Here is a 22384-nt window from a genome sequence, read left to right on the forward strand (position 1 = left end):
CCCCTCGCCCGCCCCACCCCCGCGCCGCCGTGCGTGGCGCCCGTGGCGCGGGCGCGCCCCCCCCCGCCCCCCCCCCCGCGCGCGCGGCCCCCCCCCCCCGCGCCCCCCCGCCCCCCCCCGACCCCGGCGGACCCCGGAACCCACCAGGCCCAAGAGCGACAGGGCCCGCGCCCCCGCGAGCCCCGGAACCCACCGGACCCGGCACGGCAGCGCACCGCACACCCCCCACCGCGCGGAGCGCCCCCTCCACACCCCCCGTCACCCCCGCCCCACCCCTCACCTTTCCTCCCCACGGCAGTACCCCCATTCGGGTCAGATCGTTGTGCTCTGCGGGCGCGCCGCCCCCATCCCGTACAGGCTTGGAACCACCCTGCCGCGCGCCCACCGGAGGACACCCATGAGCACGCCGCCCCTCGCCTCAGGTCCCGAAGGCCCCGGCGCACTGCGGCCACTGCTCGACACCGTGCTCGACGCACTCCGCACCGGCACCACCGCACGCGGCGGACCCCTGCCCGCAGGCGGACCCGAGAACGTGGCCCGACGCCTACGGGACGCGGCCGGCGACATCCTGCCCCGGCACGGAACCGACGACGCCCTGCGCACCCTCGTCCACGCCCTCGCCGAAGGCTCCGCCGACCCCGCCGACCCCCTCTGCGCCGCCCACCTGCACTGCCCGCCCCTCGCCGTCGCCACCGCCGCCGACCTCGCCGCCTCCGCCCTCAACCCCTCCCTGGACTCCTGGGACCAGGCACCGGCCGCCTCCGCACTCGAATCCCTCGTGACCACCGCCCTCGCCGCCGAGATCTACGCAACGGCGGACCAGCCGCACACCGCCACCGCCCTCGTCACCACCGGCGGCACCGAATCCAACCAACTCGCCGTACTCCTCGCCCGGGAAGCACACAACGGCGTCCAACTCGTCCACGGCGCCAACGCCCACCACTCACTGCCCCGCGCCGCCTGGCTGCTCGGCCTGCCCGACCCCGTCGTCGTCCCCGCCCCCGCCGGCACCATGGACCCCGTAGCCCTCGACGAAGCCCTCACCACGCTCCGAGGCCCCCGCGGCTCCCTCCTCGTCGCCGCCACCGCCGGCACCACCGACGCCGGACTCATCGACCCCCTGCCCGACCTCGCCGACGTCTGCGCCACCCACGGCGCCCGCCTCCACATCGACGCCGCCTACGGCGGAGGCCTCCTCTTCAGCGACCACCGCAGAGCCGCACTCCACGGACTCGACCGCGCCCACACCGTCACCCTCGACCTGCACAAACTCGGCTGGCAGCCCATCGCCGCCGGCCTCCTCGCCGTACGGGACCCCCACGACCTCACCGCACTGCGACACCAGGCCGACTACCTCAACGCCGACGACGACACCGAAGCCGGCCTCCCCGACCTCCTCGACCGCTCCCTGCGCACCACCCGACGCCCCGACATCCTCAAGATCGCCGTCACCCTCAAAACCCTCGGCCGCACCGGCCTCGGCGCCCTCGTCGACCACGTCTGCGCCCGAGCCACCGACCTCGCCGAACTCATCGCCACCCGCCCCGGCCTGGAACTCCACGCGCCACCCACCCTCAGCACCGTCCTGTTCCGGCCCACCGAAGCCTCCGACGAAGCCGTCGCCGCCGTACGCCGCACCCTCCTCCACGAAGGCCGCGCCGTCCTCGGCCGCGCCCGCCTCGACGGCCGCCTCTGGCTCAAAGCCACCCTCCTCAACCCCCACACCCGGCCGGACGACCTGACCACGCTCCTGAAACTGGTGGAAGGACACACCCCCCGATGACCCCGACGCCCCACCCCCCACACCACGAACCCGAAGCACCCCGCGACCTCGTGGGCATCGGCATCGGCCCGTTCAACCTCTCCCTCGCCGCCCTCGCCCAGCCCCTCCCCGAACTCGACACCGTCTTCTACGAACAACGCCCCGGCTTCGACTGGCACCCCGGCCTCCTCATCGACGGCGCCACCCTCCAAGTCCCCTTCCTCGCCGACCTCGTCACCCTCGCCGACCCCGCCAGCCCCTGGTCCTTCCTCAACCACCTCAAGGACCGCGACCGCCTCTTCCCCTTCTACTTCGCCGAGCGCTTCCACATCCAGCGCGCCGAGTACGACGCCTACTGCCGCTGGGTCGCCGACCGCCTCCCCGGACTCCACTTCGGACACCAGGTCGACGCCGTCCGCTGGAACCCCGAACGCACCCTCTTCGAAGTCGACTTCACCCAACTCGACCCCGACGGCGAAGCCGAAGCCCTCGGCCGCACCCACACCCGCAACATCGTCCTCGGCGTCGGCACCGCCCCCCACATCCCCGACGCCCTGCAACCCCTCGTGGAAGCCCCCGGCGTCCCCGTCATCCACGCCGCCGACTACCTCGCCCACCGCGACCGCTTCCTCACCGCCGAACACATCACCGTCATCGGCGCCGGACAGTCAGGAGCCGAAGTCTTCCTCGACCTCCTCAGAAACCGCCCCGCCGGACGCGAGAAGATCCACTGGCTCGCCCGCACCGAGGCCTTCGCCCCCATGGAGTACTCCAAACTCGGCCTCGAACACTTCACCCCCGACTACACCCGCTACTTCCACGCCCTCACCGAACCCGTACGCGACCGCCTCGTCGCCGCCCAATGGCAACTCCACAAAGGCATCGACGCCGACACCATCGCCGCCATCCACGACGAGCTCTACCGCCGCACCCTGCACGGCGACTGGCCCGACGCCGTCCTCACCCCCGCCGTCACCGTCCGCACCGCCGGACGCGTCGCCACCACCAAGGTCGAACTCCACCTCGAACACGGCCAACAGGGCACCCGCACCCGCCTCACCACCGACGCCGTCGTCCTCGCCACCGGCTACCGCGAACGCCCCCTCGACCGCATCCTCGCCGGACTCGACCCCTACCTACGCCGCGACAGCTCCGGACGACCCCGCATCGACGACCAGTTCCGCCTCCACCTCGACCCCTCCGTCACCGGCCACGTCTACGTCCAGAACGCCGAACTCCACACCCACGGCGTCGGCGCCCCCGACCTCGGCCTCGCCGCCTGGCGCAGCGCCACCATCCTCAACTCCCTCACCGGCAAGGACCCCTACCCCCTCCCACGACGAACGGCCTTCACCACCTTCGGACTCGAACCCCACCCCCAGGTCCCGCCCACCCGACAGACCACGACCCTCACCCCCCTCGTCGACGGACGATAGGACCGGCCACCCCCGCACCAGGCCCCCGCGTGGCGCCCCGCACACGGGCCCGCACGCCAAACGGCGCCGGCCTCCCCCGAAAGGGAACACCGACGCCGTTCACACCACCGCGCGGACTCAGAAGACCGGCGTGCCCTCCCGCGTCAGCCGCCAGTCCACCGACGCGAACTCCGCCGGGTCGAGAACCCCCTTCGCCGTCACCCACTCCGCGATCCGCGTACGGATCTCCGTCGACTCCGACCACACCTCCTTGGCCGACGCCACGAACGGGAACGCACCACCACCGTTCGCCCGGTAGTTGTTCACCGCGAACACGAACTGCTGAGCGTCGTCCAGCGCCACACCCCCGTACGTCAGATTCCTGATCCGCGAACCCTCCGCCTGAGAGATGTCGATGTCGTACCGCAACCCCGACACATAGTCGTAGTTGTAGTCCGGACGGTCGTTCGCGTTGGTCAACTTCGCCACGTCCACCACCGCACCCACCGCCGTACGCACGAAATAGTTCGCCGAGTACTCCAGATACGCCCGCACCTGCGCACCCGTCAGCACCTTCGCCACCAACGTGTTGTCATACACGTACAGACTCGACAGATCCCGGATCGTCACCTCACCCGCCGGAATCTCCGACGTCCGCGAGAACGGCGACGCCTGCGCGATCACCGGCAGTGACGCGTACTCCGTCCCCACCAGAGCCGCCCTGACCACGTCCTCCTGCACCTTCGTGATCAGATCGATGATCGGCGCGTCCTTGTACCGCGCCTCCACCGTCGTCAACGTCTCCGTCGCCGTACCGACCACCTGGTTGACGTACTCCACCACCAACGCGTGCTCGTCCTTCAGCAACCGCGTGATCCTCGGGTCGTCGGCCACCGAGTTCGCGTTGCGGACCGACGCCGCCACCGACTCGACCTGCCACCGCCCCTTCTCGAAGACCAACTCGAAGTCGAACACCGACAAACGCTCCGCGAACGCCAACGGCTCCGAAAGAACCACCGTCCGCCCCGACTTCGCGTTGGTGACCCTCAACTCCGGGATCTCCGCATGCGCGTGCCCGACCAGAATCGCGTCGATACCCGGCACCTGCTGCGCCACCAATGCCGCCGAGTTCTCGACGTACGGCAACTGGTCACCGTACGAGGACGTACCCGACGCACCCGAGTGCGCCGACACCACCACCACGTCCGCACCCATCGAACGCAGCTTCGGCACCCACTTCGCCGCCTGCTCCTCAAGGCCCGGGAACACCAACTTGCCCTGCACATAAGCCTTGTCCCAGATCGCGATACCCGGGTTCGTCAGACCCAGCACCGCCACCTTCACCGCCGGCGCACCCGGCACCCGGAACGTCTTCATCAGATACGGAGGGAACGCCGGCTTCAGCGTCTTCGCGTCCAGCGCGTTCGCACCCAGCAGCGGGAAGTCGCACTGCGACTCGAACTTCCGCAGCGTCTCGATCCCGTAGTTGAACTCGTGGTTCCCCAGCGCCACCGCGTCGTACCCGATCGCGTTCATCGCCTGCGCCATCGGGTGCACCGGCCCGTGCTTGGCCGTGATCGGGTCCACCTTCGCGAAGTAGTAGGTCAGCGGAGTGCCCTGGATCGTGTCACCCGCGTCCAGCAGCAGCGTGTTGCAACGGCCCTTCTCCTTGCGGACCGCGTTCACCAGCGTCGAGATCCGCGACAGACCCTGCGCGTTGCCCGCCCCGTCCTGGTACTCCGCGTTCTTGAAGTAGTCCCAGTTGAAGACATGCCCGTGCAGGTCCGTCGTGCCCATCACCGTCAGGGAATACCGCTTCACGTGCTTCTTCCCACCCCCCGCCACTGACTCCGTCGCGGCCTGCGCGGACGGAGCCGTCACCGTACCCGCGAGCGCCACCCCCGCACCCGTCACGGCGGACTTCTCCAGGAACTTCCTGCGGTTCAAAGACATGTCACAGACTCCTCGGGAATCGGTCAACGACGCGCGTAGATTCTGACGTACGCATGACACTCCCGAACAGGGCCCGAAGGTTTCCATCTGATGACCAGCCACCCCCGCACACCCCCCACACGATGACAGAGTGGAACACATGACCCCCACCCCGGAAGACCCCCAACCCGCCTTCCCCTACGGCACCCCCGAAGCCCCCCGCATCGCCGTCCGCGGCGAAGCCCACCTCGAAGTCGACCCCGAAATCGCCCGCATCGGCATCACCGTCGCCGCCCGCGGCACCGACCGCCGAGAAGCCCTCACCGACCTCACCCGCCGCAACACCACCGCCCTCGACCTCATCAAGACCTACGGCGACGCCGTCGAGCACATCGAGACCGGCACCTACTCGATCAGCCCCGAACTCACCAAACACGGCCGCGGCGAACGCATCCGCGCCTATCACGGCCGCGTCCACATCACCGCCGAACTCGCCGACTTCACCGCACTCGGCGAACTCACCACCCGACTGGCCGACCTCGACCTCACCCGCATCGACGGACCCTGGTGGGACCTCCGCCCCGACTCACCCGCCCACCGCCAAGCCCGCCAACAAGCCGTCCACGAAGCCGTCCAGCGCGCCCGCGAATACGCCGAAGCCCTCGGCACCACCCTCGCCGCCCTCGTCGAACTCGCCGACATCGGCGCCGAAAGCACCCCGCCCCACCCCGCCGCCCCCGGCCGCGCCATGCGCTCCATGTCCTTCGCCGGCGCCGCCCCCGAAGAAGCACCCGCCCTCGACCTCGAACCCCAACGCCAACACGTCCACGCCCAGGTCAACGCCCGGTTCACCATGAACCCACCCCAGCTGTGACCACTGGAACCGTCACACTCGGTGACGGAACGACCCCTCCACGCGGCCCATCGGGCGGTCCGCCCACGCCCCGCCGCAGGGCCGTGACGCCCGCACCCCGCCGCTGATCTGCTCATAGGAGCGGCCCCACGCACAATTCAACAGTTGTCAATCATCCTTCACGCAAAGGTTGTTGAGTAGACATGCACGGCCAATTCTCTACCCACGGGTAAGGCCTAGGCTCAAACCATGCGCCGAGCAAAAATCGTCTGCACCCTGGGCCCCGCCACCGACTCCTACGACCAGATCAAAGCCCTGGTCGACGCCGGAATGGACGTAGCCCGCTTCAACCTCAGCCACGGCACCTACGCCGAACACGAGGACCGCTACCAGCGCGTACGCAAGGCCGCCGACGAAACCGGCCGCAGCATCGGACTCCTCGCCGACCTTCAAGGCCCGAAGATCCGACTCGGCCGCTTCACCGAAGGCCCCGTACTCCTTGAACGCGGAGACACCTTCACCATCACCGTCGAAGAAGGCGCCGAAGGTGACCGCCACACCTGCGGCACCACCTACGCGGGACTCGCCACCGACGTCACCCCCGGTGAGCGCATCCTCGTCGACGACGGCAAAGTCTGCCTCGAAGTCACCACCGTCGACGGCCCCCGCGTCCACACCACCGTCGTCGAAGGCGGCATGGTCTCCGACCACAAGGGCCTCAACCTCCCCGGCGTCGCAGTCTCCGTCCCCGCCCTCTCCGACAAGGACGAAGCAGACCTCCGCTGGGCCCTGCGCATGGGCTTCGACGTCATCGCCCTCTCCTTCGTCCGCACCGGCGACGACATCCACGACGTCCACCGCATCATGGACGAGGAAGGCCGCCGCCTCCCCGTCATCGCCAAGGTCGAGAAGCCCCAGGCCGTCGACAACATCGACGGCATCGTCGCCGCCTTCGACGGCATCATGGTCGCCCGCGGCGACCTCGGCGTCGAAATGCCCCTCGAACAGGTGCCCATCGTCCAGAAGCGCGCCATCAAGCTCGCCAAGCGCAACGCCAAACCGGTCATCGTCGCCACCCAGATGCTCGACTCGATGATCGACCACTCCCGCCCCACCCGCGCCGAAGCCTCCGACGTCGCCAACGCCGTCATCGACGGCACCGACGCCGTCATGCTCTCCGGCGAGACCAGCGTCGGCAAATACCCCGTCGCGACCGTCCGCACCATGGCCCGCATCGTCACCGCCGCCGAAGAGGACATCCTCGCCACCGGCCTGCCACCCCTCACCGAACGCAACAAACCCCGCACCCAGGGCGGCGCCGTCGCCCGCGCCGCGGCCGAGATGGGCGACTTCCTCGGCGCCAAGTTCCTCGTCGCCTTCACCCAGTCCGGCGACACCGTCCGCCGCCTCTCCCGCTACCGCTCCCCGATCCCGCTGCTCGCCTTCACCTCCGACCCGGCGACCCGCTCGCAGCTCAGCCTGACGTGGGGCGTGGAGACGTTCCTCGGCCCGCACGTCGGCTCCACGGACGCGATGGTCGACCAGGTGGACGAACTGCTGCTGAAGTACGGCCGCTGCCGGAAGGGCGACATCGTGGTCATCACGGCCGGCTCTCCGCCCGGCGTCTCCGGCACGACGAACCTGGTCCGCGTCCACCACGTCGGCGAGGACGACAGCCCCAAGTAGGCGCTTCCCGTCAGTACTTGGGGCCGACGTGGGTGTCCATGAGGGCGACGGAGGTCTTCTGGGCGACGGAGATGTTGTACGGGTTTCCGCCGCGGGTGCAGTGCGTCCACCGGACGCCGAGCGCGTCGAGGGTGTCGGTGTAGAGCCGCCGGATGTCGTCCGACGCGTTGGTGAAGAAATACCGGGGATATTCGTAGCGCTTGCGTGCACCGCCGACGAGGCGGGTCGTCCAGTTGGTGATCCGACAACCGTCGGAGTGGACGAGTCCCCGGACGAATTCCCAGGGGTGGGCGCCGACGATCTCCTGCTGCCAGGGTTCGAGGACGATGGGGCGCTCGTGCTTCTTGCCGGGGCCGTGCTGGGGGAAGAGGCAGGGCCAGTGCCGGCTGTACCCGACCACCGATACGTACCCGACCTCCTGGACGCGGCTGGACTTCCCGCTGGGGTTGGCCGCTTCGACAGCGGCGGCGCATGCTTCGATCAGACCCGGCCAGGCGTTGGCACAGGCGATGCGGAGAAAGTAGCCCGCTTTCCGGTGTGGGCTGATGCAGCCGTCACCGAGGTAGAGCCCCAAGAGGTAGCTGTAGGCCGCCGTGTCGGGAGGCGCCATGGCCGTCGGGCCGCACCTGGCGCACGGCGGGTTCCGCATCTGCGGCAGCGGGTCGAGGCGTGATCGCCACGACCGGATCGCCGACCGGGAGGCCCCGGTCTCCTTGCTCACGGAGTTCAGGCTGCGCCCCTGAGCGACCAGCGCCAGAGCTCGTTCGCGTGTGCCCGCGTCGTACATGCGGCCACTTTGTGCGCATGATCGTGACGACATGCAGCGAAAAGCGGATGTTCACGAGAATGAGAACATCCGCTTTTGATTGGCGACCTTGGAATCCAAGGAAAAGTGCCCCGAGTCGGACTCGAACCGACACTGTATGGGTTTTGAATCCATTGCCTGCTGCCAATTGGGCTACCGGGGCCCGCTGAATCGAAGGTTCACCCCGACCCGCTGCCAGTCCACCATACCGCAGCTAGGTAGGCTCTTGGGAGCAGTACCCGCCCCTGAACGAGGAGCCCCCGTGACCGCCCCCGAGTCGCCCCAGCCCGTCGCCGACGACGACAAGTCGCACGTGCCTCCGCTGACGACCCGTGTCGTCATCGCCGAGGACGAGGCGCTGATCCGTCTCGACCTGAAAGAGATGCTCGAGGAAGAGGGCTACTCCGTCGTGGGTGAGGCGGGGGACGGTGAGCAGGCCATCGAGCTGGCCCGTGAGCACAAGCCGGACCTCGTGATCCTCGACGTGAAGATGCCGAAGCTGGACGGGATCTCGGCGGCGGAGAAGATCGCGGAGGAGGGCATCGCCCCGGTTCTGATGCTGACGGCGTTCTCGCAGCGCGATCTGGTGGAGCGGGCGCGTGACGCGGGCGCGATGGCGTACCTGGTGAAGCCGTTCAGCAAGAGTGATGTCGTGCCGGCGATCGAGATGGCCGTGTCGCGGTTCGCGGAGCTGAAGCAGTTGGAGCAGGAGGTCGCGGACCTGAGTCTGCGGCTGGAGACGCGGAAGCTGGTGGACCGGGCGAAGTCGGTGCTCCAGACGGAGTACGGCCTGACGGAGCCGGCGGCGTTCCGGTGGATCCAGAAGACGTCGATGGACCGTCGGATGTCGATGCAGCAGGTGGCGGAGGCGGTCATCGCGGACGCCGCGGAGAAGAAGTCGTCGAAGGGTTAGTGCCCCTCGCGTCCGAGCGCCGAAGAGGCCCGCGTCCCCACGAGGGGCGCGGGCCTCTTCGGCTGTGGGCGGGGTTCTAGTCCTCGCCGAGGTAGGCCTTGCGTACGGACTCGTCGTGCAGGAGGTCCTGTCCGGTTCCGGAGAGCACGATGTTGCCGACTTCCATGACGTGTCCCTGGTCGGCGAGGGAGAGCGCCGCCTGGGCGTTCTGTTCGACGAGGAGGATGGTCGTGCCGTCGGACTTGAGTTCGGCGATGGTGGCCATGATCTTCTGCATCATGATCGGCGAGAGGCCCATGGAGGGTTCGTCGAGCATGAGCAGTTTGGGCTGGGACATGAGCGCGCGGCCCATGGCGAGCATCTGCTGTTCGCCGCCGGAGAGGGTTCCCGCGGCCTGCTTGCGGCGTTCCCCGAGGATGGGGAAGAGGTCGTAGGCGCGCTGGATGTCCTTCTCGATGCCTGCCTTGTCGGTGCGGAGGAAGGCTCCGAGCTGGAGGTTCTCGGTGATCGTCAGCCGGGGGAAGATGTGGCGTCCCTCGGGGGAGTGGGCGAGGCCCAGGGAGACGATCTTGTGGGCGGGGATGCCGTCCAGGGGTTGGCCGTCGAAGGTGATGCGGCCGGAGGTGGGCTTGAGGAGGCCGGAGAGGGTGCGCAGGGTGGTGGTCTTGCCCGCGCCGTTGGTGCCGATGAGGGTGACGATCTGGCCGGCTTCGACGGAGAAGGAGATGCCCTTGACGGCTTCGATCTTGCCGTAGGCGACCTTGAGGTCTTCGACCTCGAGCAGTGCGGTCACTGGGCGTTTCCTTCCTTGCTGGTGGTGCTCTCCGCGGAGGCGTCGTCCTGGGCGGCTTCCGGGGTCTCGGTGGTGGCGGGGGCTGCCGGGGCGTCGGGGGCGTCCGGGGTCTCGCCGGGTTCCGTGGTCTCCGGTGTGTCCGTGGCCGTCGCCGGTTCCGCGGTCTCCGGCGTCTCCGTCTCCGCGTCCGGTTCCGTGGCCTGTGCGGGCACGGTGGCCTCGGCCGGTGTGGTCGCGGCTGTGCCGGCGCCGCCGGCTTCGGCCGCCTCGACCTCGGCGAGTTCGTCGGCGCCGGGGGCGCCTTCGAAGGGGGTGCCGAGGTAGGCGGCGATGACGCGTTCGTCGCCCTGGACGACGTCGGAGGTGCCTTCGACGAGCTTCTCGCCCTGGACGAGGCAGGCGACGCGGTCGGAGAGGTTGAAGATGAAGCGCATGTCGTGCTCGATGACGAGGACGGCGATGCCGCGGTCGCGGATGGCGAAGACGAGGTCTTCGGTCGCGCGGGTCTCCTGGGGGTTCATGCCGGCGGTGGGCTCGTCCAGGAGGAGCAGGCCGGGTTCGCTGGCCATGGCGCGGGCGATCTCGAGCTTGCGCTGTTCGCCGTAGGGGAGGTTGCGGGAGAGGTGGTCGGCCTTGTGGGCGAGGCCGATGAACTCCAGCAGTTCCATGGCGCGTTCGCGGGAGGTGGCTTCGGCCTTGCGGAAGCCGGGGCCGCGCAGGAGGGCGGACCAGAGGCCTTCCTTGGTGCGGGTGTGGCGGCCGACGAGCACGTTTTCCAGGACGGTCATGTTGGCGAAGAGCCGGATGTTCTGGAAGGTGCGGGCGATGCCGGCGCTGGTGACGAGGTGGGGCTTGGGGGGCAGGACCGTGCCCTTGTAGGAGACCTTGCCCTCGGTGGGGACGTAGAGGCCGGTGAGGCAGTTGAAGAAGGTGGTCTTGCCGGCGCCGTTGGGGCCGATGAGGCCGACGATCTCGCCGCTGTTGACGGTGAGGTCGACGCTGCGTACGGCGGTGAGGCCGCCGAAGCGCATGGTGACGCCGCTGGCCTCGAGGACGGGGCTGGGGGCTGTGGTGGTGGTCATGTGGGTCACGCCCCTGCCTTGGTGACGCCGACGGTGGAGTCGGGCAGGCCCTGTTCGGGGATGTCGATGGTCTCGTCGGCCTCGTGGAACTCGAGTTGGCGGCGACGGTTGGCGATGATTCCTTCGGGGCGGAAGCGCATGAGGATGACGAGCGCGAGGCCGAAGGCGAAGAGCTGGTACTCCTTCAGGAAGCCGAGCTTCTCGGGGAGGAGGTAGAGCAGGGTGGCGCCGAGGATGGGGCCGTTGACGGTGCCCATGCCGCCGAGGACGACCGCGGCGAGCAGGAAGGCGGAGTTCGGGGGCACGGAGCCGGCGAACTGGTACGGGGCCGGGTTGACGCTGTAGCCGACGTGGGCGCTGACGGTGCCGGCGAGGCCGGCGAGGGAGGCGCCGAGTGCGAAGGCGATGAGCTTGACGCGGAAGCCGTTGATGCCCATGGCGGTGGCGGCGGTCTCGTCCTCGCGGATGGCGATCCAGGAGCGGCCGATGCGGGAGTCGGCGGCGCGGTTGAAGACGATCACGACGATGCCGGTGATGATCAGCATCAGCAGGAAGTAGTTGGCGAAGCGGCCGAGGGTGAGCGAGCCGATCTCGTGGGTGTTGCCGAAGTTGAACCCGAAGATGTTGAGGTCCGGGATCATCGAGATGCCGTTGGGGCCGTTGGTGAGGTTGGGTCCGGAGGAGCCGTCGAGGTTGTTGACGGTGATACGGAAGATCTCTCCGAAGCCGAGGGTGACGATGGCGAGGTAGTCGCCGCGCAGTCGCAGGGTGGGGGCGCCGATGAGGACGCCGAAGACGAGCGACGCTGCCATTCCGGTGAGCATGGCGGCCCAGAAGGGGAACTGGACACCGGAGAAGCGGGAGAACTCGGAGCCGGAGACGAGGGCGGCGGCGTAGGCGCCGACGCCGAGGAAGGCGACGTATCCGAGGTCGAGGAGGCCGGTGAGGCCGACGACGATGTTGAGGCCGAGGGCGACGGTGGCGACGACGAGGATGTTCACGCCGAGGTTGGCGTTGTGTTCGTCGTTCTCGACGAAGGGGAAGATCGCCGCGGCGAGGAACGCCATGGAGGTGGCGAATCCCTTGTGCCGGGCGTTGAGTTGGGCGAAGCGGTCGAAGAGTCCGGCGGACTGGAGGGCCCAGACGCCGAGGACGACGAGCAGCAGGTAGCCGATGAAGGTCTCGCTGGCGTCGGGGTCGACTCCGATGCCGTAGGTGAAGACGATCAGTGCGACGGCGGTGGCGCCGGTGATGACGAGGCGTTCGCCCCAGGCGGAGAGTTGCGCGGCGGCGGGGAGGTGTTCGGGTTTGGTGACGTAGTCCTTGAAGGTGTCACCGGGCTTGGGGAGTGCCAGGGCGCCGAGGAGGGCGATGAGGGAGGCGACTGCGGCGACGTAGGCCCCGGGGTCGAGGGCGACGAGGCCCTTGAGGTCGACGGCGATGGCGATGGCGCTGAACCAGCTGATGGCGAACGCGGAGGCGGTGGCGAGGACGACCGGTGCGGTGGCGGCGGTCGGGTTGAGCCAGCGCAGTCCGCGGATGCCGTAGTGGGTGAGCGCGAAGAGGAGGGTGAGGGCGGCGGCGACGAGGTCGAGGACCTGGAGGCCGGCGGGGGAGCCGTAGTAGGTGAGGTCGCCGGGGAAGTCGGCCGTGTAGGTCCACGACATGAAGGCGCTGGCGATGGTGCCGATGGCGCCGACGGCGATGAGGACGCGGGCGACCGTCAGCGGGAGGGCGATCAGGCCGGCCGTGGGTGCGGTGGCCCCGGTGGTGGTCTCTGCGGTGTTCTCGGTGGTTGCCATGGTGCTCACGCCCTGTCCGCGACGCGTTCGCCGACCAGACCCTGTGGTCTGAACAGCAGTACGAGGATGAGGAGGACGAAGGCCCAGACGGAGGACCAGCCGCCGCCGCCGAGCTGCTGCATGCCGGGGATGCCGTCGATGTAGGAGGTGGCCATGGTTTCGGCGAGGCCGAGGACGAGGCCGCCGATCATGGCGCCGTAGATGTTGCCGATGCCGCCGAGGACGGCCGCGGTGAAGGCCTTGAGGCCCATCTGGAAGCCCATGTTGTACTGGATGGTGCCGTAGCGCAGGCCGTAGGCGATGGCGGCGACGGCGGCGAAGAAGCCGCCGATGGCGAAGGCGATCACGATGATCTTGTTGGTGTCGATGCCCATGAGCTGGGCGGTGTCCGGGTCCTGGGCGGTGGCCTGCATGGCGCGGCCGGTGCGGGACATGCGGACGAAGATCGCGAGGGCCGCCATGCAGAGGGGGGCGGCGATGATGACGAAGACGGAGCCGCTCTGGACGCTGATGGAGCCGAGGTGCCAGGGGCCGAAGTCGAGTTGGGGGAACTTGCGGTCGGTCTTGGCGTCCGGGTACCAGTTGAAGACGGCCTGCTGGAGGGCGAGGGAGAGGCCGATGGCGGTGATGAGTGGTGCGAGGCGTGGTGCGCCGCGCAGTGGACGGTAGGCGAACCGTTCCGCCCCGACGGCGATCAGGACGGCGACGAGGCCTCCGCCGATGAGCATCGCCGGAAGGGCTATCCACATGGATGTGCCGTCGGGCAGGACGTAGAGGTAGACCGTGAGTGCGCCGAAGCCTCCGGTCATGAAGATCTCGCCGTGGGCGAAGTTGATGAGCTGGACGATGCCGTACACCATCGTGTAGCCGATGGCGATCAGCCCGTACATCGAGCCGAGGAACAGCCCGTTGGCCAGCTGCTGCGGCAGGGTGTTCACCGCATGGCCTCCATGTGGGTGGGGAGAGTGAACGGGAGTATGGAGCGGGCCGCGCGGTGACGTGTGGTCGAGGCCGCGCGGCCCTGGGGTTGTGCTAGCGGCGGATCGGATCCGAAGGGATCAGATCGGATCAGCCGTTGAACGTGCCGCTCTTCACGGCCTTCCACTTGCCGGCCACGACCTGGTAGACGGTGAGCTGCTTGTTGGTGGTGTCACCGAACTCGTCGAAGGAGACGGGGCCGGCGATGCCGTCGAACTTGGTCTTCTGGACCTCGTCGACGATCTTGGCGCGGGCGCCGTCGGGGACCTTGCCGTCCTTCACGACGTTGCCGATCGCCTTGATGATGGCGGTGGCGGCGTCGTAGGAGTAACCGCCGTAGGTGCCGTAGTCGCCCTTGAGGCCGGAAGCCTTGTACTTCTTGATGAAGTCCGCGGCGGAGGCCAGGGAGTCGACGGGCTGGCCGACCGAGGTGACGAGGTCGCCCTCGGAGGTCTTGCCGGCGGTCTGGATGTAGGTGTCGCTGAACATGCCGTCGCCACCGAACACCGGGATCTTGGCGCCGCCGTCCTTGAGCTGCTTGGTGAGCTTCTCGGACTCGTCGTACTGGCCGCCGTAGTAGACGAGGTCGGCCTTGGAGTTCTTGATCTTGGTGACGAGGGCGGAGAAGTCGGTGTCGCCGGTGTTGACGTGGTCCTCGCCCGCGACCTTGCCGCCGCCCTTGGTGAAGCCGGCCTTGAACAGCTTGGCCAGGCCGGCGCCGTAGGTCTGCTTGTCGTCGACGACGAAGACGTTCTTCTTCTTGAGCGTGGTGGTCGCGTACTCGGCCGCGAAGCCGCCCTGGAGGGCGTCGGTGGTGGCGGTGCGGAAGTACGTCTTGAACGGGCGGGACTTCGAGGTCTGCCAGTTCTTGCCCTGGGTGAGCTCGGGCGCCGTGTTCGAGGGCGAGATCTCGACCAGGCCGGCGGTCGCGAAGACCTGCTGCATCTGGGTGGCGACACCGGAGTTGAGCGGGCCGACGACGCCGAGCACCTTGTCGTTGCCGACGAGGGCGGTGGCGTTCTGCTGGCCGCTGGCGGGGATCGCCTTGTCGTCGAGCGCCTGGACCTTGAAGGTCACGCCGGGGACGGTGTTGTTCTTGTTGGCGTCGTCGACGGCGATCTGGACGCCGCCCTGGATGCCGAGGCCGGTGGCGGAGTTCTGACCGGTCAGCGGGGCGTCGACACCGATGATGATCTCGGTCTTCTTGCCGCTGTCCTTGTTCCCACCGTCGTCGCGCGAACCGCAGGCGGTCAGCGTGAGTGCTCCAGTGGTGAGCACGGAGGTGAGTATGACCAAAGAACGCTGTCGCACGATGATTCCTCTCCCTGGCGCAGCAGCTCGGCTGAGCCGCTGTGAGTCTCGCCGGGCCGTACTGGTGTTACAGATGCCGTGCTGCAGACGCGCCCGGCGGCGCGGTGACTGGCCGTGACTCTAAGCCTGTCTGTGGGCCCCGGCATCGTGGTGGGCTGGCTTGTGACTTTCTTGTTATGACGTGCTGGTTGGTGAGCTTCGAGGAAGGGTGCTCTCAGCCGGTTTGGCGGAAATTCTGCGAAGTCCACATGTTGAGAATCCGCACTTCCGGTTGTGCGTGGGTGAGCGTCCGGGGCGGACGGCGTCGCAGGTCGCGTGGCGGAGCGCGGAAAGATCCATGGAGCACTGGTCTTCGAGGGGTGAACTCCGGTGCCGTATTGCGTGCGTGTTACGCAGCGTCACGTCGGGGGCGGGGAGTTCGGCGTCGCGGGGGAGTCCGGAACGCTCGGTCACGGAGGTGCGGACCGTGATCCGGTGGGTTGTCCCGGCGTGCGCGGTAAAGGGCGCATGCGGTGGGGTCCGGGCCTGAAGTCCGAGGACGGCGTGGTGATCCCGTATGGGGTGGATGTGTCGCAACGGGGTTGCGGGTGGGCCGAGTCGGGGTGGATTGCTGGTGACTCGGGTTCGTACGGGGGGAGTTGGGGCTGACGTGCCCCATGTCCCTTGTGAGGTCGGTGACTTGAGGAAGTGCCGGACGGGGACGGGGCGGTCGCGGCAGGGGCGCGGGCGGGGGGCGCGTGCGGCCGGCTCCGGGGGAGCCGGCCGGACGGGCGGGATGAGGCGGCGGGGTGGGCTTCAACTCCCGCGGCGCCGCGCCGACTCGGCGGGGGCGGGGCCCTGCCGGCCGCTCCCGTACCTGTCAGCTACGTCCGTACCTGTCGGGCGGGGTCGGATGCGGCCGTGCCGCGGCGGCGGGCTCGGGGTCGCCGGTCGGCTCCGCGTACTCCGGTGTGTCAGCCCTGGGAACGCACGTGCTGTTCGTCGCCGGGCCGCACGTCCCGGAGCAGACAGGTGAGCCGTGCGGTGCACACGCGCTTGTCGTCCTCGTCCGTGATGACGATCTCGTACGTGGCCGTGGAGCGTCCCCGGTGGACGGGTGTGGCCACGCCGGTGACGAGGCCGGAGCGCGCGCCGCGGTGGTGGGTGCAGTTCAGGTCGACGCCGACGGCGATCTTGGTGCTGCCGCCGTGCAGCATGGAGCCGACGGAGCCGAGGGTCTCCGCGAGGACGGCGGAGGCGCCGCCGTGCAGGAGTCCGTACGGCTGGGTGTTGCCCTCCACGGGCATGGTGCCGACGACCCGGTCCGCGGAGGCCTCGACGATCTGTACGCCCATGCGGGTGCCGAGGTGGCCCGCCGAGAAGAGGGCGGGCAGGTCGACGCCGAGCGCGGCGTACTCGTCGAGGACCTCTTGCGGGAACTTCACGTGGCTCTGCTCGCCCATGGGGGCCGGCTCCGATCGTCGGGGATCTCTCTGGCTGACTTCCTGAGCAAACGCTCAGTCGGTGGCCGATTGTTCCAGACGGACGACGACGGACTTGCTGGCCGGGGTGTTGCTGGTGTCGGCGGTGGCGTCGAGCGGGACGAGGACGTTGGTCTCCGGGTAGTAGGCGGCCGCGCAGCCGAGGGCGGTCGGGTAGTGCACGACGCGGAAGCCGGGGGCGCGCCGCTCCACGCCGTCCTGCCACTCGCTGACCAGGTCGACGTACGAGCCGTCGGCGACGCCGAGCGCGCGGGCGTCCTCGGGGTTGACCAGGACGACCCGGCGGCCGTTCTTGATGCCCCGGTAGCGGTCGTCCAGGCCGTAGATCGTGGTGTTGTACTGGTCGTGCGAGCGCAGGGTCTGCAGCAGCAGCCGGCCCTCGGGGAGCTTCGGGTACTCGACGGGCGCGGCGGTGAAGTTGGCCTTGCCGGTGGCGGTCGGGAAGCGGCGTTCGTCGCGCGGTGCGTGCGGGAGGGCGAATCCGGCGGGGTCGGCCACGCGCGCGTTGAAGTCCTCGAAGCCGGGGATCACGCGCGCGATGCGGTCGCGGACGGTCGCGTAGTCCTTCTCGAACTCCTCCCAGGGGGTGCGGGAGTCGTCGCCGAGCACGCGGCGGGCGAGGCGGCACACGATGGCCGGTTCGGACAGCAGGTGGGTGCCGGCGGGCCGCAGGCGGCCGCGTGAGGCGTGGACCATGCCCATGGAGTCCTCGACGGTGACGAACTGTTCGCCGCTGCCCTGGAGGTCGCGTTCGGTGCGGCCGAGGGTGGGCAGGATCAGGGCGCGCGCGCCGGTGACCACGTGCGAGCGGTTGAGTTTCGTCGACACGTGCACGGTGAGGCGGGCGCGGCGCATGGCGGCCTCGGTCACCTCGGTGTCGGGGGAGGCGGAGACGAAGTTGCCGCCCATGGCGAAGAAGACCTTCGCGTCGCCGTCGCGCAGGGCGCGGATGGCGCGGACGACGTCGTAGCCGTGTTCGCGGGGCGGGGCGAAGCCGAACTCCTTCTCCAGGGCGTCCAGGAAGGCCGGGGCGGGGCGTTCGAAGATGCCCATGGTGCGGTCGCCCTGCACGTTCGAGTGGCCGCGGACGGGGCAGACGCCGGCGCCGGGGCGGCCGATGTTGCCGCGCAGCAGCAGGAAGTTGACGACTTCGCGGATCGTGGGCACGGAGTGCTTGTGCTGGGTGAGGCCCATGGCCCAGCAGACGATGGTGCGCCGCGAGGCGAGAACCATGGCCAGGGCTTCGTCGATCTTCTCGCGGGTGAGGCCGGTCGCGGTGAGCGTCTCGTCCCAGTCGGCGGCGCGGGCGGCGGCCGCGAACTCCTCGTACCCGTGGGTGTGCTCGGCGACGAACTCCTCGTCGACGGCGCCCTCCGTGTCGAGGACGAGCTTGTTCAGGAGGCGGAAGAGTGCCTGGTCGCCGCCGAGGCGGATCTGGAGGAACAGGTCGGTGAGGGCGGCGCCCTTGATCATGCCCTGCGGGGTCTGGGGGTTCTTGAAGCGCTCCAGGCCCGCTTCGGGGAGCGGGTTCACGCTGATGATCTTCGCGCCGCCGGCCTTGGCCTTCTCCAGGGCGGAGAGCATGCGGGGGTGGTTCGTGCCGGGGTTCTGCCCGGCGACGATGATCAGGTCGGCCTTGTGGAGGTCGTCGAGCAGGACGCTGCCCTTGCCGACGCCGATGGTCTCGGAGAGGGCGGATCCCGAGGACTCGTGGCACATGTTCGAGCAGTCGGGGAGGTTGTTCGTGCCGAGTTCGCGGGCGAAGAGCTGGTAGAGGAAGGCGGCCTCGTTGCTCGTCCGGCCGGAGGTGTAGAAGAGGGCCTCGTCGGGGGAGCCGAGGGCGGTGAGTTCCTCGGCGACGATGTCGAAGGCGCGCTCCCAGGTCACCGGCTCGTAGTGGTCGGCGCCCTCGGGCAGGTACATGGGGTGCGTGAGGCGGCCCTGCTGTCCGAGCCAGTAGCCGCTGCGGCCGGCGAGGTCGGTGACGGGGTGCTCGGCGAAGAACTCGGGGGTGACCCGGCGCAGGGTCGCCTCCTCGGCGACCGCCTTCGCGCCGTTCTCGCAGAATTCCGCCGTGTGCCGGTGCTCCGGCTCGGGCCAGGCGCAGCCGGGGCAGTCGAAGCCGTCCTTCTGGTTGACCCTGAGCAGGGTGAGCGCGGTACGGCGCACGCCCATCTGCTGCTGGGCGATCCGCAGGGTGTGTCCGATCGCGGGCAGCCCTGCGGCGGCGTGCTTCGGTTCGGCGATCTGTGGCGCGTCCTGAACCGGATCGCTCTTGGGCGGCTTGCCGGCCATCGCTGAGCCCCTCTCGCGTGCCTGTGTGCGGTACCTGTTCGATCCTCGCACGCGCCGGTGACGACGTGTGCGGCCGGTCCGGGACGGTCCGCGCTGTCAGTGGGGCGTGGCAGGATCGGGGGCGTGGCAGAAACAGCATCGAAGAAGACTGAGAAGACCGCGGGTACGAGCCGTCCGCGACTGATGCTCATGGATGGGCACTCGCTGGCGTACCGTGCTTTCTTCGCGCTGCCCGCGGAGAACTTCACGACCGCGAGCGGCCAGCCGACGAACGCGATCTACGGTTTCGCGTCGATGCTGGCGAACACGCTGCGCGACGAGGCGCCCACGCATTTCGCGGTGGCGTTCGACGTCTCGCGCAAGACGTGGCGCTCCGAGGAGTTCACGGAGTACAAGGCGAACCGGTCGAAGACCCCGGACGAGTTCAAGGGCCAGGTCGAGCTGATCGGTGAGCTGCTGGACGCGATGCACGCGCAGCGGTTCGCGGTGGACGGCTTCGAGGCGGACGACATCATCGCCACGCTCGCCACGCAGGCCGAGGCCGAGGGCTTCGAGGTCCTGATCGTCACCGGCGACCGTGACTCCTTCCAGCTGGTCTCGGAGCACACGACGGTCCTGTACCCGACGAAGGGTGTCTCGGAGCTGACCCGGTTCACTCCGGAGAAGGTCGTCGAGAAGTACGGGTTGACGCCGGCGCAGTACCCCGATTTCGCGGCGCTGCGCGGTGACCCGTCGGACAACCTGCCGGGGATTCCCGGGGTCGGTGAGAAGACGGCGGCGAAGTGGATCAACCAGTTCGGTTCGTTCGCGGAGCTGGTCGAGCGCGTCGACGAGGTGAAGGGCAAGGCCGGTCAGAATCTCCGTGACCATCTGGAGGCGGTGCAGCTCAACCGCCGTCTGACGGAGATGGTGAAGGACGTGGAGCTGCCGAGGGCGGTCACGGATCTGGAGCGCGCGGCGTACGACCGTACGGCCGTGGCGATGGTCCTGGACACCCTGGAGATCCGTAACCCCTCGCTGCGTGAGCGGCTGTTCGCCGTCGACCCGGGGGCGGAGGAGGCCGAGGTGGCGGCGCCGGTCGTCGCCGGTGTCGAGCTGGACGGCGTGGTGCTGGGCGCGGGCGGGCTGAAGCCGTGGCTCGCCGAGCACGGCACCGCGGTCCTGGGTCTGGCCACGGTCGACGCGTGGGCGCTGGGTGCCGGCTCGGTGGCGGAGATCGCGCTCGCCGCGGCGGAGGGGGCCGCCGCCTGGTTCGACCCGTCGCAGTTGGACGAGGGCGACGAGAACGCGTTCGCGCGGTGGCTCGCCGACCCCGCGAGGCCCAAGGTGCTGCACAACGCCAAGGGCGTGATGCGGGTCTTCGCCGAGCACGGCTGGAGCGTCGAGGGCGTGTCCATGGACACCGCGCTCGCCGCCTATCTCGTGAAGCCGGGCCGCCGTTCCTTCGCGCTGGACGCGCTGTCGCTGGAGTACCTGGGGCGGGAGCTGGGTCCGGCCGCCGCGGCCGACGGACAGCTGGCCTTCGGGGCGGACGACGGCGCCGAGGCCGAGGCGCTGATGGCGCAGGCCCGCACGATCCTCGACCTCGGTGGGGCGTTCGACGAGAAGCTGCGGGAGGTCGGCGCGGCCGATCTGCTGCGGGACATGGAGCTGCCGACGTCGGCGCTGCTGGCGCGCCTGGAGCGGTACGGCATCGCGGCCGACCGGGCGCATCTGGAGGCCATGGAGCAGATGTTCGGTGCCGCCGTGCAGCAGGCGGTGAAGGAGGCGCACGCCTCCGTGGGCCACGAGTTCAACCTCGGCTCGCCCAAGCAGCTCCAGGAGGTCTTCTTCGGGGAGCTCGATCTGCCCAAGACGAAGAAGACGAAGACGGGTTACACGACGGACGCGGACGCGCTGGCGTGGCTGGCCACGCAGACCGACCACGAGCTTCCCGTCATCATGCTCCGCCACCGTGAGCAGGCGAAGCTGCGCGTGACCGTCGAGGGCCTGATCAAGACGATCGCCGCGGACGGCCGGATCCACACCACCTTCAACCAGACGGTGGCCGCGACGGGCCGTCTGTCGTCGGTGGACCCGAACCTGCAGAACATCCCGGTGCGTACGGAGGAGGGCCGCGCGATCCGCCGCGGCTTCGTCGTCGGCGAGGGCTTCGAGTCGCTGATGACCGCGGACTACAGCCAGATCGAACTGCGGGTGATGGCCCACCTGTCCGAGGACGAGGGCCTGCTGGAGGCGTTCACCTCGGGCGAGGACCTGCACACGACGGTCGCGTCCCAGGTGTTCTCGGTCGGGCGGTCGGCGGTCGACGCGGAGATGCGCCGCAAGATCAAGGCCATGTCGTACGGCCTGGCGTACGGGCTGTCGGCGTTCGGCCTGTCCCAGCAGCTGAACATCGAGGCGGGCGAGGCGCGTGCCCTGATGGACACGTACTTCGAGCGTTTCGGCGGTGTCCGGGACTATCTGCGCCGGGTCGTGGACGAGGCGCGTGCCACGGGTTACACGGAGACCCTCTTCGGGCGGCGCCGCTATCTGCCCGACCTGAACAGCGACAACCGTCAGCGTCGCGAGATGGCCGAGCGGATGGCACTGAACGCGCCGATCCAGGGCACGGCCGCGGACATCGTCAAGATCGCGATGCTGAACGTCGACCGGGCGCTGCGCGAGGCCGGTCTGAAGTCCCGCATGCTCCTCCAGGTCCACGACGAAATCGTCCTGGAGATCGCCCCGGGCGAGCGCGCGAAGACCGAGGAGCTCCTCCGTCGCGAGATGGCGTCCGCCGTCGATCTCCGGGCCCCGCTCGACGTCTCCGTCGGCTCGGGAGCCGACTGGGAATCGGCGGCGCACTAGTCGCTCCGCTGCGGCGACCGAGGTTCTGGGTGGCCGCACGGTCACCGGGCCGGGGGGGGGGGGCCCCGCGGGGGGGGGGGGCCGCCCCCGCCCGCCGCCCCGCGGGGGGGCCCCCCCCCCCGCGGGCGGCCCCCCCCCGCCCCGTCGCGACCCTCGCCCTGTACGGCGGGCCCTCCGGCGGCGAACCGGGTGCGGGTACGACGTCCGCGGTCCCGGCCGACGCCGCGCCGGGGGCCCCGGTGATGGCCCATGGACGACGGCGCGCCGCCTGCCTGGCCGGGGGACCGGTGCCAGACGGCCGGGGCCCGGGGACCGGCAGCCTGGGCCCCGGGTCCTGAGGACCCGCAGCCCGAGACTTGGCCCCCAGGTCCCGAGGACCCGCAGCCCGGAGACCTGGGCCCCCGGGGTCGGGACCGAGAGCGACGG

The 22384-nt window shown here is 69.6% G+C and carries 15 protein-coding genes and 1 tRNA gene; 6 read left to right on the forward strand and 10 right to left on the reverse strand.

Annotation, left to right across the window (positions count from 1 at the left end; all coding sequences use genetic code 11):
• Positions 1-397 precede the first annotated feature (397 nt).
• Both ACFV2J_RS18980 and ACFV2J_RS18985 read left to right on the forward strand, forming a co-directional pair.
• Positions 398-1783 carry a pyridoxal phosphate-dependent decarboxylase family protein gene (locus ACFV2J_RS18980; RefSeq protein WP_385084238.1) on the forward strand — a complete coding sequence of 462 codons (1386 nt, stop codon included), beginning with the start codon at positions 398-400 and terminating at the stop codon, positions 1781-1783.
• Positions 1780-3198 carry a lysine N(6)-hydroxylase/L-ornithine N(5)-oxygenase family protein gene (locus tag ACFV2J_RS18985; protein WP_385084240.1) on the forward strand — a complete coding sequence of 473 codons (1419 nt, stop codon included), beginning with the start codon at positions 1780-1782 and terminating at the stop codon, positions 3196-3198. The genes ACFV2J_RS18980 and ACFV2J_RS18985 overlap by 4 nt, the downstream gene beginning before the upstream one ends.
• A 117-nt stretch (positions 3199-3315) precedes the next feature.
• Here the strand turns inward: ACFV2J_RS18985 and ACFV2J_RS18990 are convergent, their stop codons facing one another.
• Positions 3316-5130 (reverse strand): 5'-nucleotidase C-terminal domain-containing protein, encoded by a 1815-nt coding sequence (locus ACFV2J_RS18990; RefSeq protein WP_385084242.1) that lies wholly within the window; start codon positions 5128-5130, stop codon positions 3316-3318.
• 139 nt (positions 5131-5269) lie between these two features.
• Between ACFV2J_RS18990 and ACFV2J_RS18995 the strand changes: the two genes are divergently transcribed.
• Entirely contained in the window at positions 5270-5983 is a 714-nt protein-coding gene (locus tag ACFV2J_RS18995; RefSeq protein WP_385084244.1) for an SIMPL domain-containing protein, read from the forward strand.
• A gap of 228 nt (positions 5984-6211) precedes the next feature.
• A complete protein-coding gene (gene pyk, locus ACFV2J_RS19000; protein WP_385084246.1) occupies positions 6212-7648 on the forward strand; it encodes a pyruvate kinase in 1437 nt (478 codons plus the stop codon).
• A gap of 10 nt (positions 7649-7658) precedes the next feature.
• On the opposite strand, the gene ACFV2J_RS19005 is transcribed toward pyk, so the two are convergent.
• Positions 7659-8435: a helix-turn-helix domain-containing protein gene (locus tag ACFV2J_RS19005; RefSeq protein ID WP_385084248.1), complete on the reverse strand. Its 777-nt coding sequence runs from the start codon at positions 8433-8435 to the stop codon at positions 7659-7661.
• 106 nt (positions 8436-8541) lie between these two features.
• Positions 8542-8616: transfer RNA gene (locus ACFV2J_RS19010), tRNA-Leu, on the reverse strand.
• A 99-nt stretch (positions 8617-8715) separates the two neighbouring features.
• Here ACFV2J_RS19010 and ACFV2J_RS19015 point away from each other — a divergent pair.
• The gene (locus tag ACFV2J_RS19015) at positions 8716-9366 is read left to right on the forward strand and encodes a response regulator (protein ID WP_356807210.1); all 651 of its coding nucleotides are present in this window, start codon (positions 8716-8718) and stop codon (positions 9364-9366) included.
• Between the two features lie 76 nt (positions 9367-9442).
• Here the strand turns inward: ACFV2J_RS19015 and ACFV2J_RS19020 are convergent, their stop codons facing one another.
• The 7 genes from ACFV2J_RS19020 to ACFV2J_RS19050 all read right to left on the reverse strand — a co-directional run bounded on the left by ACFV2J_RS19020 (position 9443) and on the right by ACFV2J_RS19050 (position 19108).
• Complete coding sequence (locus ACFV2J_RS19020) at positions 9443-10159, reverse strand: ABC transporter ATP-binding protein (protein WP_153291150.1); 717 nt, start codon at positions 10157-10159, stop codon at positions 9443-9445.
• Complete coding sequence (locus ACFV2J_RS19025; RefSeq protein ID WP_385084251.1) at positions 10156-11241, reverse strand: ABC transporter ATP-binding protein; 1086 nt, start codon at positions 11239-11241, stop codon at positions 10156-10158. Before ACFV2J_RS19025 ends, ACFV2J_RS19020 begins: the two co-directional genes overlap by 4 nt.
• Before the next feature lie 5 nt (positions 11242-11246).
• On the reverse strand, positions 11247-13043 hold the full coding sequence (locus tag ACFV2J_RS19030) for a branched-chain amino acid ABC transporter permease (protein WP_385084260.1): 1797 nt from the start codon (positions 13041-13043) through the stop codon (positions 11247-11249).
• Between the two features lie 5 nt (positions 13044-13048).
• Positions 13049-13981: a branched-chain amino acid ABC transporter permease gene (locus ACFV2J_RS19035; protein ID WP_153291151.1), complete on the reverse strand. Its 933-nt coding sequence runs from the start codon at positions 13979-13981 to the stop codon at positions 13049-13051.
• A 130-nt stretch (positions 13982-14111) separates the two neighbouring features.
• Positions 14112-15332, reverse strand: a complete 1221-nt coding sequence (locus tag ACFV2J_RS19040; protein ID WP_153291152.1) for a branched-chain amino acid ABC transporter substrate-binding protein — start codon at positions 15330-15332, stop codon at positions 14112-14114.
• Between the two features lie 953 nt (positions 15333-16285).
• Positions 16286-16774 carry a PaaI family thioesterase gene (locus ACFV2J_RS19045; protein ID WP_385084254.1) on the reverse strand — a complete coding sequence of 163 codons (489 nt, stop codon included), beginning with the start codon at positions 16772-16774 and terminating at the stop codon, positions 16286-16288.
• 54 nt (positions 16775-16828) lie between these two features.
• Complete coding sequence (locus ACFV2J_RS19050) at positions 16829-19108, reverse strand: FdhF/YdeP family oxidoreductase (RefSeq protein WP_385084256.1); 2280 nt, start codon at positions 19106-19108, stop codon at positions 16829-16831.
• A 123-nt stretch (positions 19109-19231) separates the two neighbouring features.
• Here ACFV2J_RS19050 and polA point away from each other — a divergent pair, with 123 nt between their 5' ends.
• Positions 19232-21958 carry a DNA polymerase I gene (gene polA / locus ACFV2J_RS19055; protein ID WP_385084258.1) on the forward strand — a complete coding sequence of 909 codons (2727 nt, stop codon included), beginning with the start codon at positions 19232-19234 and terminating at the stop codon, positions 21956-21958.
• Positions 21959-22384 lie beyond the last annotated feature (426 nt).

Origin of the sequence: Streptomyces sp. NPDC059668 (assembly GCF_042734135.1) — a bacterium.
Classification (GTDB): domain Bacteria; phylum Actinomycetota; class Actinomycetes; order Streptomycetales; family Streptomycetaceae; genus Streptomyces.